The organism is Streptomyces sp. SL06, assembly GCF_058244745.1.
Genome location: NZ_JBSYOT010000002.1, coordinates 5536245 through 5548701, shown reverse-complemented (window position 1 = coordinate 5548701; position 12457 = coordinate 5536245). Strand labels below are relative to the sequence as shown.

The window sequence follows — 12457 nt, the reverse complement described above, 5'->3', positions numbered from 1 at the left end:
ACGAAAACGGCGACACCCGAAGGCGTCGCCGTTTCCCTGAACAGTACGGACGCGTCTCAGACGTTGAAGCCGAGCGCGCGCAACTGCTCGCGGCCGTCGTCCGTGATCTTGTCCGGACCCCACGGCGGCATCCAGACCCAGTTGATGCGCAGCTCGTTGACGAGCCCGTCCGTGGCGGACTTGGCCTGGTCCTCGATCACGTCCGTCAGCGGACAGGCCGCCGAGGTCAGGGTCATGTCGATGGTCGCGATGTTCGCGTCGTCGACGTGGATGCCGTAGATCAGTCCCAGGTTGACGACATCGATGCCCAGCTCGGGGTCCACGACGTCCATCAGGGCCTCGCGGAGTTCCTCCTCCGAGGCCGGCTTCATCTCCAGGGTCTCGCTCATGCCGTCGTCTCCTTCTCGGCGTCGGCGCCGTCCAGCGCCTGGGCGGTCGCGTCCTTCCAGGCCATCCAGCTCAGCAGGGCGCACTTGACCCGGGCCGGGTACTTCGAGACCCCGGCGAACGCGACCGCGTCCTCCAGGACCTCCTCCATCGCCTCGTCCGGCTCGATCCTGCCCTTGGACTGCATCAGCTCCAGGAAGGTCTCCTGGATCCGCCGCGCCTGGGCGAGATCCTTGCCGACGAGCAGTTCGTTCAGCACGGAGGCGCTGGCCTGGCTGATCGAGCAGCCCTGGCCCTCGTAGCTGACGTCGCTGATCGTCGTGCCGTCGTACTTCACGCGCAGCCTGATCTCGTCGCCGCACGTCGGGTTGACGTGGTGCACCTCGGCGTCGCCGTCCCTCAGACCACGCCCGTGCGGGTTCTTGTAGTGGTCCAGGATGACTTCCTGGTACATGGAGTCCAGCTTCATGCTCTTCGCTCGTCCCGTCAGCCGAAGAAGTTCCGTACGTGCTCCAGGCCGTCGACCAGCGCGTCGATCTCGGCCGGCGTGGAGTACAGATAGAACGACGCTCGCGTGGTCGCAGGAATTCCATAGCGCAGGCAGACGGGGCGCGCGCAGTGGTGACCGACCCGGACCGCGATCCCCTGCTCGTCCAGGACCTGGCCCACGTCGTGCGGGTGGATGTCACCCAGGGTGAAGGAGATCGCCGCACCGCGCTCCTCGGCCGTGGTGGGGCCGATGATGCGCAGATCGGGGATCTCCAGCAGGCGCTTGACCGCGTACTGGGTCAGCGCGTGCTCGTGGGCGAGGACATTCTCCATGCCGATCGAGTTCAGATAGTCGACGGCCGCGCCCAGACCGACCGCCTGCGCGATCGGAGGGGTGCCCGCCTCGAACTTGTGCGGCGCCGGCGCGTACGTCGACGAGTGCATGGAGACCGTCTCGATCATCTCGCCGCCGCCGAGGAACGGCGGAAGGTCCTCCAGCAGCTCCTGGCGGCCCCACAGCACGCCGATGCCCGTCGGACCGCACATCTTGTGGCCGGTGAAGGCCACGAAGTCGGCCTGGAGGGCCTGTACGTCCAGCGGCATGTGCGGCGCGGCCTGGGAGGCGTCGATGCACACGAGCGCGCCGACCTCCTGGGCGCGACGCACGATCGCCTCGACCGGGTTCTGGGTGCCCAGGATGTTGGAGACCAGCACGAAGGAGACGATCTTCGTCTTCTCGGTGATGACCTCGTCGATGTCGGACAGGTCCAGCCGGCCGTCGTCGGTCAGGCCGAACCAGCGGAGCTTCGCGCCCGTGCGCTGCGCGAGCAACTGCCACGGCACGATGTTGGAGTGGTGCTCCATCTCCGTGATGACGATCTCGGTCTCGTGGTCCACGCGGTAGGGGTCGTCGGCCCACCCCAGCATGTTGGCCACAAGGTTGAGGGACTCCGAGGCGTTCTTGGTGAAGATCACCTCGTCACGCGAGGGCGCGTTGATGAACTCCGCGACCTTGTCGCGTGCGCCCTCGTACAGCGCCGTGGCCTCCTCGGCGAGGACGTGCACGCCACGGTGGACGTTGGCGTTGTGCTGCTCGTAGTACTCGTTGAGCACGTCGATGACCTGGCGGGGGGTCTGCGAGGTCGCGGCGTTGTCGAGGTAGACGAGCTTGTGCCCGTCGTGGACCTGGCGGTCCAGGATGGGGAAGTCCTTGCGGATCGCCTCGGTGTCGAGGAGGCCCGGCAGATGCGTCACTCGGATGCGCCGCCCTTCGTGTATGCCTCGTAGCCCTCGGCCTCCAGCTTGTCGGCCAGCTCGGCGCCGCCCGACTCGGCGATCCGGCCGTTGGCGAACACGTGGACGTGGTCGGGCTTGATGTAGCGCAGGATGCGCGTGTAGTGCGTGATCAGCAGGGTGCCGACCTCACCGCTCTCGCGGACGCGGTTGACGCCCTCGGAGACGACACGCAGGGCGTCGACATCGAGGCCGGAGTCGGTCTCGTCGAGGATCGCGATCTTCGGCTTGAGCAGCTCCAGCTGGAGGATCTCGTGGCGCTTCTTCTCACCGCCGGAGAAGCCCTCGTTGACGTTGCGCTCGGCGAAGGCGGGGTCCATGTTGAGGCGCTCCATGGCCTCCTTGACCTCCTTCACCCAGTGGCGCAGCTTGGGGGCCTCGCCGCGGACGGCGGTGGCGGAGGTGCGCAGGAAGTTGGAGACCGAGACGCCGGGGACCTCGACCGGGTACTGCATCGCGAGGAACAGGCCGGCGCGGGCGCGCTCGTCGACGGACATCTCCAGGACGTCCTCGCCGTCGAGGGTGACGGTGCCGCCGGTGATCGTGTACTTGGGGTGACCCGCGAGCGAGTAGGCGAGGGTCGACTTGCCGGAGCCGTTGGGGCCCATGATGGCGTGCGTCTCGCCCTGCTTCACGGTGAGGTCGACGCCCTTGAGGATCTCCTTCGTGGCGTTGTCGGCCTCGACGGTGACGTGCAGGTCTCGGATTTCAAGCGTTGCCATGGGTGCCTCAGGACTCCTGGGTGAGGGAGACGAGCACGTCGTCCCCTTCGATCTTTACGGGGTATACGGGAACGGGGCGCGTCGCCGGAAGGCTGTCGGGCTTGCCCGAGCGGAGGTCGAAGCGCGAGCCGTGCAGCCAGCACTCGATGTGGCAGTCGTCGACCTCGCCCTCGGAGAGGGAGACGTTCGCGTGCGAGCAGATGTCGTTGATCGCGAAGACCTCGCCCTCGGTGCGCACGACGGAGATCGGCGTGCCGTCGAGTTCCACCCGTTTCGGGGTGTCCTCCTCCAGCTCGCCCGCTCCACAGACGCGTACGAAGGTCATGCGACCGACGCCTCCAGCTCCTCTTCGATCTTGGTGATCAGGCGCTCCTCGATGTCCGGGACACCGATCTGCTGAACCAGTTCGGTGAAGAAGCCGCGGACCACCAGGCGGCGGGCGTCCAGCTCGGGGATGCCGCGCGCCATCAGGTAGAAGAGCTGCTCGTCGTCGAAGCGGCCGGTGGCGGAGGCGTGGCCGGCGCCCACGATCTCGCCGGTCTCGATCTCCAGGTTCGGCACGGAGTCGACCCGCGCGCCGTCGGTGAGGACGAGGTTGCGGTTCATCTCGTAGGTGTCCGTGCCCTCGGCGGTGGCCTCGATGAGCACGTCGCCGATCCACACCGCGTGCGCGTCCTCGCCCTGGAGGGCGCCCTTGTAGACGACGTTCGACTTGCAGTGCGGGACATTGTGGTCGACCAGGAGGCGGTGCTCCTGGTGCTGGCCTGCGTCGGTGAAGTACAGGCCGAACAGCTCGGCCTCGCCGCCGGGGCCCGCGTAGGCGACCCGCGGGTGCAGGCGGACCAGGTCGCCGCCGAAGGTGACCACGAACGACTTGAAGGTGGCGTCGCGGCCGATCAGCGCGTTGTGCTGGCCGACGTGCACGGCCTTGTCGTCCCAGTCCTGGACGGAGACGACGGTCAGCTTGGCGCCGTCGCCCAGCAGATCAGTCGACGTTGGCGGCGAGCACCGTGTCACCGGAGTGGTCGATGACGACCACGGCCTCGGCGAAGGCGCCCAGCTCGACGATCTGGTGGGCGTAGGCGGTGCCGCCCTCGCCGTGCACGACGATCCGGATCGGCTCGGTGAGGACCGTCTCCGCGGGAACGGTGATCACGCCGGCTTTCTCGAACGCCGAGTAGGCCTGGGCGGCGACCCGGTCCACCGGGGTGCCCGCCCTGCCGACGCGCGCGTCGTCCCGGCCGACGGTCTCGACGACGACGCCCTCGGGGGCCTCGATGTCGACCTTCACGCCGTCCCCGGTGGCGACCGCGGTGCCGTCGTGCAGCCCGCGCAGCCGCTCGAGCGGCGTGAACCGCCACTCCTCCTCACGGCCGCTGGGCACCGGGAAGTCCGCCACGTCGAAGGACGCGGGCGCGCTCATGCGCGTGGCGACGGTCGACTCGGCGGCCACCGCGATCTGGCCCGCGGTGGTCGACCCCACGGGGATGTTCTGAGCCTCAGCCATGGCTGTCGGTCTGCTCTCTTCCTGCGTTCCTGCGTCAGAATCTGGCGACTGCTTCGGGGGGCGGGTCCTAACCGACCGCGCCCTCCATCTGCAGCTCGATCAGCCGGTTGAGTTCGAGCGCGTACTCCATCGGCAGCTCCTTGGCGATCGGCTCGACGAAGCCGCGCACGATCATCGCCATCGCCTCGAACTCGGTGAGACCGCGGCTCATCAGGTAGAAGAGCTGGTCCTCGGAGACCTTGGAGACGGTCGCCTCGTGGCCCATGGACACGTCGTCCTCGCGGAACGTCCACGTAGGGGTAGGTGTCGGAGCGGGAGATGGTGTCGACGAGCAGCGCGTCGCACAGCACGTTCGACTTGGAGCCGTGGGCGCCCTCGCCGATCTCGACGAGACCGCGGTAGGACGTACGGCCGCCGCCGCGCGCCACGGACTTCGACACGATGTTGGAGGACGTGTTCGGCGCCATGTGGACCATCTTGGAGCCGGCGTCCTGGTGCTGGCCCTCGCCCGCGAAGGCGATGGACAGGGTCTCGCCCTTGGCATGCTCGCCCATCAGGTAGACGGCCGGGTACTTCATCGTCACCTTGGAGCCGATGTTGCCGTCGATCCACTCCATGGTCGCGCCCTCGTAGGCGACGGCGCGCTTGGTGACCAGGTTGTAGACGTTGTTCGACCAGTTCTGGATGGTCGTGTAGCGGCAGCGGGCGTTCTTCTTGACGATGATCTCGACGACCGCGGAGTGCAGCGAGTCCGACTTGTAGATCGGGGCGGTGCAGCCCTCGACGTAGTGCACGTACGCGCCCTCGTCGACGATGATCAGGGTCCGCTCGAACTGGCCCATGTTCTCCGTGTTGATACGGAAGTAGGCCTGGAGCGGGATCTCCACGTGGACGCCCGGCGGGACGTAGATGAAGGAGCCGCCGGACCACACCGCGCTGTTCAGGGAGGCGAACTTGTTGTCGCCGACGGGGATGACGGTCCCGAAGTACTCCTTGAAGAGTTCCGGGTGCTCCTTGAGGGCGGTGTCCGTGTCCAGGAAGATGACGCCCTGCTCCTCCAGGTCCTCGCGGATCTGGTGGTAGACGACCTCGGACTCGTACTGGGCGGCGACACCGGCGACGAGGCGCTGCTTCTCCGCCTCGGGGATGCCGAGCTTGTCGTAGGTGTTCTTGATGTCCTCGGGCAGGTCCTCCCAGGACTCCGCCTGCTTCTCCGTGGATCGCACGAAGTACTTGATGTTGTCGAAGTCGATGCCCGACAGGTCCGAGCCCCAGTTCGGCATGGGCTTCTTCTCGAACAGGCGCAGGCCCTTGAGGCGGAGCTTGGTCATCCACTCCGGCTCGTTCTTCTTCCCGGAGATGTCGCGGACGACGTCCTCGTTGATGCCGCGCTTGGCAGAGGCGCCGGCCGTGTCGGAGTCGGCCCAGCCGTATTCGTACTTGCCCAGGCCCTCGAGCTCGGGGTGAGCAGTCTCCGTGGGGAGTGTCATGCGGGGTTCCTCCCGGCCGTGCTTGCGGATGCGTGATCAGTCTTGGAAGTCTCGGAAGGCTTCGAAGTCTTCGGAATGAACGTGGTGCAGACCCCGTCGCCGTGCGCGATGGTCGCGAGCCGCTGCACATGCGTACCGAGCAGCTCGGCGAAGAATTCCGTCTCCGCCTCGCACAGCTGGGGGAACTGCCCGGCGACATGGGCGACCGGGCAGTGGTGCTGGCACAGCTGCTCGCCCTGCTGGGGGTGGGGTGCGCTCCGCGCGGTAGCAGCGTACCCGTCCGCGCTCAGGGCCTTGGCCAGCGCTTCCGCGCGTTTGTTCGCGGGGGCGGACTCGACCGCCTTGCGGTAGGCGCCCGCCTGCGCGGCGATCCTGGCGCGGGCAAAGGCGGCGATCGCCGGCTCCCCGCCCTCCCGCTCGGCGATCCAGCGCAGGGCGTCCGCGGCCAGCTTGTCGTACGACTGGTCGAAGGCGTCGCGGCCGCAGTCGGTGAGCGCGAAGACCTTGGCGGGCCGACCGCGCGCGCGTGTGCCGTAGACCCGCTGCTCGCGGGCCTCGACCACGTCGTCGGCGGCCAGTGCGTCGAGGTGGCGCCGGACGGCGGCCTGGGTCAGGCCCAGACGCCCGGCGAGTTCGGCGACGGTCGACGGGCCGTGGTCCAGGACGGAGCGCACGACTCGGTTGCGGGTGGACCGCTCACCGGTCGCGAGTTCCTCCTGCGGAGCCTCGCCAACGTTTTTCACAACGCCATTGTTGCGTAATTCATCCGGGGCGGGCAAGCCGCGTCCGGATCATCGGAGGTGCCCTACGTCACTTAGGTAAACCTAATCTGACCTGCGGAAACGATCTTTGATCGATCAGTCCGGTGGCGTCCCGGACGGGCCTGCGGGACACTCCCCGGCATGCCCACACCCCCTCCCACCGGCCCACTCGTCACCCGCGACACGATCGCCGCCGGGCTGCGCGAGCTGGGTGTGCGGACCGGTGACACGCTCCTCGCGCATTCCTCCCTGAGTTCCCTCGGATGGGTCTGCGGAGGTCCCGTCGCGGTCGTTCGGGCGCTGCTCGACGTGCTCGGTCCGGACGGCACCCTGGTGGTCCCCACCCAGACCGGCGACCTCTCGGACCCGGCCCTGTGGAGGAGCCCGCCGGTGCCCGAGGAGTGGTGGGAGACCGTCCGCGCCGCGATGCCTGCCTACGATCCCCTGATCACGCCCTCGCGCGGGGTCGGGGTGATCCCGGAGACGGTGCGCACCTGGCCGGGCGCCCTGCGCAGCGCGCATCCGCAGACATCCTTCGCGGCCCTCGGCCGGCGCGCCGCCGAGGTGGTCGCCGTGCACGCCGCCGACTGCCGGCTGGGCGAGCGCAGTCCCCTGGCGGCCCTGGAGCGGCTGGGCGCCCGGGTGCTGCTGCTCGGCGCCGGATACGAGGCGTGCACGGGCTTCCACCTCGCCGAGTACCGCATCGCGTCCCCGCTGGTGGAGGTGGGGCGCCCGGGACGGGCGGGCTGGGAGCGGGTGCGCGAGGTGTCGATCGCCTCGGAGCGGTTCGACGAGCTGGGCCACGACTTCGAACGGGACCGGCCCGTCGTACGAGGGAGGGTGGGCGCGGCCGACGTACGCCTGTTCCCCCTGGCGGACGCGGTCGCCTACGCGCAGTGGTGGCTGCCGATGCACCGCCCCCGCGAGTGACCGCCGCCGCGCGACACCTCCTTGACCCGACGCACCCGACGCACCCGGCCCCGGGGCCGCGCCGTGAGGCTCGCACCGCCCGTGGAGGACGCGCGCCGACGTGTGAGCCCCGCGCACCACCCCGCCCCTCCCCCGTGAGCCCCCGTACCCGACCCGTGCGGTGGAGATTCCGCACCCCCGCGGCCGAGTGCCCGCCCGCGTCCCTAGACTCGTGACCCATGCGAAGCGAGCCCGTGGTCCAGGTCCACGCCCTGGTGAAGCGGTACGGCCCGAAGACCGCGGTGGACGGTCTCGACCTGGTGGCACGGGCGGGAGTCACCGCCGTACTCGGTCCCAACGGGGCGGGCAAGACGACCACGGTCGAGACCTGCGAGGGGTACCGGAGGCCGGACTCCGGCACGGTGCGCGTCCTGGGCCTCGACCCGGTGGGGCAGGGCTCCGCACTGCGGCCCCGGATCGGCGTGATGCTCCAGTCCGGCGGCGTCTACTCCGGCGCCCGCGCCGACGAGATGCTGCGCCACGTCGCGAGGCTGCACGCCCACCCCCTCGACGTGGACGCCCTGATCGAGCGGCTCGGGCTGGGCTCGTGCGGCCGCACGACGTACCGCAGGCTCTCCGGCGGGCAGCAGCAGCGGCTCGCCCTCGCGATGGCCGTCGTCGGCCGCCCGGAGCTGGTGTTCCTGGACGAACCGACCGCCGGCCTCGACCCGCAGGCCCGCCGCGCCGCCTGGGACCTGATACGGGACCTGCGCGGCGACGGCGTCTCGGTGATCCTCACCACCCATCACATGGACGAGGCCGAGCAACTGGCCGACGACGTCGCCATCATCGACACCGGCCGGGTCATCGCCCAGGGCTCGCCCGAGGAACTGTGCCGCGGCGGCGCCGAGAACACCCTGCGCTTCTCCGGCCGGCCGGGACTGGACGTCGCCTCGCTGCTCAAGGCACTGCCCACGAACTCCGCGGCCGCCGAGCTGACGCCGGGCTCCTACCGCGTCAACGGCACGGTCGACCCGCAACTGCTCGCGACGGTGACCTCCTGGTGCGCCCAGCACGGGGTGATGCCGGACCGCATCTCGGTCGAGCGGCACACCCTGGAGGATGTCTTCCTCGAACTCACCGGCAAGGAGCTGCGCGGATGACCACGACGACCACGGGCACCCACACGCCGAAGCCCGGTGCCGCGCCGCTCGGGCGCATGATCGCGGCGCAGGCCGTGCTCGAGACGAAGATGCTGCTGCGCAACGGCGAGCAGTTGCTGCTGACGGTGGTCATCCCGACGCTGCTGCTCGTCCTGTTCAGCTCCGTGGACATCATCGACACCGGCGCCGGGAAGGCCGTCGACTTCCTCGCCCCCGGCATCCTCGCGCTGGCCGTGATGTCGACGGCGTTCACCGGGCAGGCCATCTCCACCGGCTTCGAGCGCCGCTACGGCGTGCTGAAGCGGCTGGCCTCCTCGCCGCTGCCGCGCTGGGCGCTGATGACCGCGAAGACGGTGTCCGTCCTGGTCACCGAGGTGCTCCAGATCGTCCTGCTGACCGTGATCGCCCTGGCGCTCGGCTGGTCGCCGCACGGCAACCCGCTCGCCGTGCTGCTGCTCCTGGTCCTGGGCACGGCCGCCTTCTCCGGGCTCGGGCTGCTGATGGCGGGCACCCTGAAGGCGGAGGCGACACTGGCCGCCGCCAACCTGGTCTTCCTGCTGCTGCTCGTGGGCGGCGGGGTGATCGTGCCGCTGGACAAGTTCCCGGACGCGGCGCAGAGCGTGCTGGGGCTGCTGCCGATCTCCGCCCTGTCGGACGGACTGCGGGACGTGCTCGGGCACGGGGCCGGGATGCCGTGGGGCGACCTGGGGATTCTCGCCGGGTGGGCGGTCGTGGGGCTCGCCGCCGCCGGGAGGTTCTTCCGCTGGGAGTAGGGACCGGCGTCACGGGACGGACCCTCGTGAAAGCGTGCACAAGCGGGCCCCTACCATGGACGGCGTGCCAAACGTGACCCGCGCAGACGCCGCAGCAGCCGTGCGCAATCCGCTCGCCTTCATCGCCGCACGCTGGACCCCGCGACCCCGGACGGTCCAGCGGGCGGCGTTCCTCGCGCTCGTCATGGCGGTGGTCATCGTCGTCACCGGCGGTGCCGTGCGTCTGACCGGCTCGGGCCTGGGCTGCCCGACCTGGCCGAAGTGCACCGAGGACTCCCTCACCACGACCGGCGCGATGGGCTTCCACGGCGTCATCGAGTTCGGCAACCGCATGCTGACGTATGTGCTGTGCGCCGCGGTCGGCTGGGCGATCGTCGCCGCCCGCTCGCAGAAGCCGTACCGGCTCGCTCTGACCCGGCTGGGCTGGGCGCAGTTCTGGATCGTGATGGGCAACGCGATCCTGGGCGGCATCGTGGTCCTGGTGGGCCTCAACCCGTACACCGTCGCCGCCCACTTCCTGCTGTCCACCGCGCTGATCGCCGTCGCGACCGTGACCTGGCAGCGCACCCGGGAGAGCGACGCACCGCCGCGCCCCCTGGTCGGCAAGGCGGTGCGGCAGTTGGTGTGGGTGCTGGTCGGCGTCTGCGCGCTGCTGATCGCGGTCGGCACCGTGGTGACCGGCGCGGGCCCGCACGCGGGCGACTCCAGCGAGGTCTCCCGGATGCCGCTGGACTGGGAGACGGTCAGCAAACTGCACGCCGTACTGGCGTGGATCGTGGTGACGCTGACGTTCGCCCTGTGGTTCGTCCTCAAGGCGGTCGACGCGCCCGGCGGGCCGCTCGCCCGCACCCGCGACCTGTTCCTGGTGCTGCTCGCCCAGGGGGCACTGGGCTACATCCAGTACTTCACCGACCTCCCCGAGATCCTGGTCGGCCTGCACATGTTCGGCTCGTGCCTGGTGTGGATCGCGGCGCTGCGCGTGCTGCTGGCGCTGCGCGAGCGCGCAGGGGACACGACGCCCGCGCCGGGCCTGCCGGCTCAGGAGAACGACGCCACCAGCGTGTCGATGGCCGGACCCAGGTAACCCCGGGTCAGCCTGCCCCGGCGGTCGGTCCACTCGCCGTCGGACGGCGCGGGGTTCCCGTAGCGCCGTTGCCCGATGTCCCGGACCACCTCCTCGGGCGCCCCCAGGCCGGGCAGTTCCGCCAGGGCCTGCCGCTTGGAGATCAGGCGGCCCTCCCGCAGCGTGGCGGTGGCGCGGGCGAAGGTGAGCAGACCCAGGTCGACCCGAACGTCCTGTCGCCACAGGTCGTCGCGGCGCACGGCCGGGCGCCAGAAGTCCCGCTGGTCCCGGACGACGAACGCGGCCAGTTCGCTCTCCGGCACCGGCGGCAGCAGGCGTTCCGGCGCCGCGCCGTGCAGGACGCGCCCGAAGGTGTGCAGCTCACGCCGGGTGACCGGCGTGACCGGCCGTTTGAGGAGCTGCCCGTGGGCCCAGGTCAGATGGCGCCGCCCGGAGTCCGCGAGGGTGCCGGGCGACAGATGGGTGCAGTGCAGCTGCGGCGCGAGCGGCTCGGCGCGCAGCGAGGCGTGCAGCAGCCCCAGCCGCCAGGCCGTGGACGCGGTGACCGGGCGGGCGAGTACCGCGATCAGGTCGAGGTCGCTGCGGCCCTCCTGGTAGTCGCCGCCGGCCAGCGAGCCGTGGGCCCAGACGGCGACGGGGCCGAGGCTCTCCAGTCCGGCGAGGAAGCGGTCGAGCAGGGCTTGGGTCGGCATCCGCCCAGTCTCCCCGCCCCCGCCCCGGCCCGTACACCCGCCCCGCTCCTGCCTGTGCGCCCGCCTCACTCCAGCTCGTACACCCGCTCCGCGTTGCCCGACGCGATCATTTCCGCCACCCGCTGCGCGTCCCCCGGGCACCACGCCTCCTCGGCCACCCAGGTGCCCAGCACCCGGTCGAGGGCCTCGCGGAAGAGCCGGGCGGCCACCACGTGCAGCTCGGGGAGTCCCTGGGCGCCGCTGGAGAAAAGGATCTTGCCGAAGGGGGCCAGCTCCAGGATCTCCGCGAGGACCGTCGCGGCGCGGGCGCCGGTGCGCACCAGGGCGGCGCCCGCGTCGGCGTAGACGTGCGGGAAGACGCCGGCGAGGTGGGCGGCGTGCCGGTGGTAGGGGTAGCCGTGCAGGAGGACCAGGTCGGTGCCGAGGCCCGCGGTGGCCCGTACGAAGTCGGTGAGCAGCACCGGGTCGGTGCGGTCGATGCGCAGGCCCGGCTCGCCGAGGCCCGCGTGCAGTTGGAGGGGCAGGCCGGAGGCGACGGCGATCCACAGCAGGTGCCGCAGCAGCACCGGGTCGCTCAGTTCACCGCCGACCTCGCGTCCGGTCAGCCAGCGGGCGGCGGCGCCGCGCACCTCCCCCGGGCCGGGGGGTTCGGGCGCGAGCGACAGGCCGTGCCGTACGCCCGCGACGGAGGTGAAGGCGACCGCGCCCGCTGCGGCGCCGTGCACGGCCTCGGCGAGGTTGGTGAGGAAGGAGTCGACGGTGCCGGAGGTGTCGGCGACCTGTTCGGCCAGCAGCTCCAGGCGCACGATCTCGTGGGTGTCGGCGTCCGCGGCACAGGCCATCTCCGCGGGCCCGGTGAGGTCGCCGGGCAGTCCGGCGTCGACGAGGTAGGTCGTGATGCCGCTGCCGCGCAGCAGCAGGCGGTCGGCCTCCATGACGCCCAGCTCGCGGCGCCGGGCCAGGTAGCGGGCCGGCGGGCAGTGCGGTTCCAGGCCGAGCAGGGGCGGGCACCAGCGGCGTACCGCGAAGCCGGTCTGGGTGTCGAAGAGGGTGGTGCCCGGCGCGGGCGGGCCCTCGGTGCGGGCGAGCTGGGCCTCGAAGGTGCCGAGGCCCAGTTCCGTTCTGAGGACGCCGTGGCAGTACTGGTCCACCAGGGACGGCGTTTCGATCATCCGGACTCCCCGTGG

At 70.6% G+C, this 12457-nt stretch carries 12 protein-coding genes and 2 pseudogenes; 4 read left to right on the top strand and 10 right to left on the bottom strand.

Translation table 11 applies throughout. The features are described from left to right. Nucleotides 1-56: 56 nt before the first annotated feature. The 8 genes and pseudogenes from AC4IHM_RS25385 to AC4IHM_RS25350 form a co-directional block, all read right to left on the bottom strand. Nucleotides 57-389 (bottom strand): metal-sulfur cluster assembly factor, encoded by a 333-nt coding sequence (locus tag AC4IHM_RS25385; protein ID WP_490869312.1) that lies wholly within the window; start codon nucleotides 387-389, stop codon nucleotides 57-59. After that, nucleotides 386-856, bottom strand: a complete 471-nt coding sequence (gene sufU / locus AC4IHM_RS25380) for a Fe-S cluster assembly sulfur transfer protein SufU (RefSeq protein ID WP_490869311.1) — start codon at nucleotides 854-856, stop codon at nucleotides 386-388. The genes AC4IHM_RS25385 and sufU overlap by 4 nt, the downstream gene beginning before the upstream one ends. Before the next feature lie 17 nt (nucleotides 857-873). Continuing rightward, the gene (locus AC4IHM_RS25375; protein ID WP_490869310.1) at nucleotides 874-2130 is read right to left on the bottom strand and encodes a cysteine desulfurase; all 1257 of its coding nucleotides are present in this window, start codon (nucleotides 2128-2130) and stop codon (nucleotides 874-876) included. After that, nucleotides 2127-2891 carry a Fe-S cluster assembly ATPase SufC gene (sufC, locus tag AC4IHM_RS25370; RefSeq protein WP_490869309.1) on the bottom strand — a complete coding sequence of 255 codons (765 nt, stop codon included), beginning with the start codon at nucleotides 2889-2891 and terminating at the stop codon, nucleotides 2127-2129. Before sufC ends, AC4IHM_RS25375 begins: the two co-directional genes overlap by 4 nt. A gap of 7 nt (nucleotides 2892-2898) precedes the next feature. Further along, on the bottom strand, nucleotides 2899-3216 hold the full coding sequence (locus AC4IHM_RS25365; RefSeq protein WP_490869308.1) for a non-heme iron oxygenase ferredoxin subunit: 318 nt from the start codon (nucleotides 3214-3216) through the stop codon (nucleotides 2899-2901). After that, nucleotides 3213-4398 (bottom strand): annotated as a pseudogene (gene sufD / locus AC4IHM_RS25360) (Fe-S cluster assembly protein SufD). Before sufD ends, AC4IHM_RS25365 begins: the two are co-directional and overlap by 4 nt. Before the next feature lie 67 nt (nucleotides 4399-4465). Then, nucleotides 4466-5888, bottom strand: a pseudogene (gene sufB, locus AC4IHM_RS25355) (Fe-S cluster assembly protein SufB). After that, complete coding sequence (locus AC4IHM_RS25350) at nucleotides 5885-6631, bottom strand: helix-turn-helix transcriptional regulator (RefSeq protein ID WP_490869307.1); 747 nt, start codon at nucleotides 6629-6631, stop codon at nucleotides 5885-5887. The pseudogene sufB and the gene AC4IHM_RS25350 overlap by 4 nt, the downstream one beginning before the upstream one ends. Nucleotides 6632-6790: 159 nt before the next feature. Between AC4IHM_RS25350 and AC4IHM_RS25345 the strand changes: the two genes are divergently transcribed. The 4 genes from AC4IHM_RS25345 (at nucleotide 6791) to AC4IHM_RS25330 (ending at nucleotide 10578) form a co-directional block, all read left to right on the top strand. Continuing rightward, on the top strand, nucleotides 6791-7579 hold the full coding sequence (locus tag AC4IHM_RS25345; RefSeq protein ID WP_490869306.1) for an AAC(3) family N-acetyltransferase: 789 nt from the start codon (nucleotides 6791-6793) through the stop codon (nucleotides 7577-7579). 218 nt (nucleotides 7580-7797) lie between these two features. Continuing rightward, nucleotides 7798-8721 (top strand): ABC transporter ATP-binding protein, encoded by a 924-nt coding sequence (locus tag AC4IHM_RS25340; RefSeq protein WP_490869305.1) that lies wholly within the window; start codon nucleotides 7798-7800, stop codon nucleotides 8719-8721. Beyond that, a complete protein-coding gene (locus AC4IHM_RS25335) occupies nucleotides 8718-9494 on the top strand; it encodes an ABC transporter permease (protein WP_490869304.1) in 777 nt (258 codons plus the stop codon). Before AC4IHM_RS25340 ends, AC4IHM_RS25335 begins: the two co-directional genes overlap by 4 nt. Nucleotides 9495-9549: 55 nt before the next feature. After that, nucleotides 9550-10578 (top strand): COX15/CtaA family protein, encoded by a 1029-nt coding sequence (locus AC4IHM_RS25330; RefSeq protein WP_490869303.1) that lies wholly within the window; start codon nucleotides 9550-9552, stop codon nucleotides 10576-10578. On the opposite strand, the gene AC4IHM_RS25325 is transcribed toward AC4IHM_RS25330, so the two are convergent. Next, a complete protein-coding gene (locus AC4IHM_RS25325) occupies nucleotides 10533-11270 on the bottom strand; it encodes a nucleotidyltransferase domain-containing protein (protein ID WP_490869302.1) in 738 nt (245 codons plus the stop codon). The genes AC4IHM_RS25330 and AC4IHM_RS25325 overlap by 46 nt on opposite strands. A gap of 65 nt (nucleotides 11271-11335) precedes the next feature. Then, complete coding sequence (locus tag AC4IHM_RS25320) at nucleotides 11336-12442, bottom strand: amidohydrolase family protein (protein WP_490869301.1); 1107 nt, start codon at nucleotides 12440-12442, stop codon at nucleotides 11336-11338. Nucleotides 12443-12457 lie beyond the last annotated feature (15 nt).

Coding starts and splice junctions, on each gene's coding strand:
- AC4IHM_RS25385 (WP_490869312.1), bottom strand. CDS start 389: ATGAGCGAGACCCTGGAGATGAAGCCGGCCTCGGAGGAGGAACTCCGC.
- sufU (WP_490869311.1), bottom strand. CDS start 856: ATGAAGCTGGACTCCATGTACCAGGAAGTCATCCTGGACCACTACAAG.
- sufC (WP_490869309.1), bottom strand. CDS start 2,891: ATGGCAACGCTTGAAATCCGAGACCTGCACGTCACCGTCGAGGCCGAC.
- AC4IHM_RS25365 (WP_490869308.1), bottom strand. CDS start 3,216: ATGACCTTCGTACGCGTCTGTGGAGCGGGCGAGCTGGAGGAGGACACC.
- AC4IHM_RS25345 (WP_490869306.1), top strand. CDS start 6,791: ATGCCCACACCCCCTCCCACCGGCCCACTCGTCACCCGCGACACGATC.
- AC4IHM_RS25340 (WP_490869305.1), top strand. CDS start 7,798: ATGCGAAGCGAGCCCGTGGTCCAGGTCCACGCCCTGGTGAAGCGGTAC.
- AC4IHM_RS25335 (WP_490869304.1), top strand. CDS start 8,718: ATGACCACGACGACCACGGGCACCCACACGCCGAAGCCCGGTGCCGCG.
- AC4IHM_RS25330 (WP_490869303.1), top strand. CDS start 9,550: ATGGACGGCGTGCCAAACGTGACCCGCGCAGACGCCGCAGCAGCCGTG.
- AC4IHM_RS25325 (WP_490869302.1), bottom strand. CDS start 11,270: ATGCCGACCCAAGCCCTGCTCGACCGCTTCCTCGCCGGACTGGAGAGC.
- AC4IHM_RS25320 (WP_490869301.1), bottom strand. CDS start 12,442: ATGATCGAAACGCCGTCCCTGGTGGACCAGTACTGCCACGGCGTCCTC.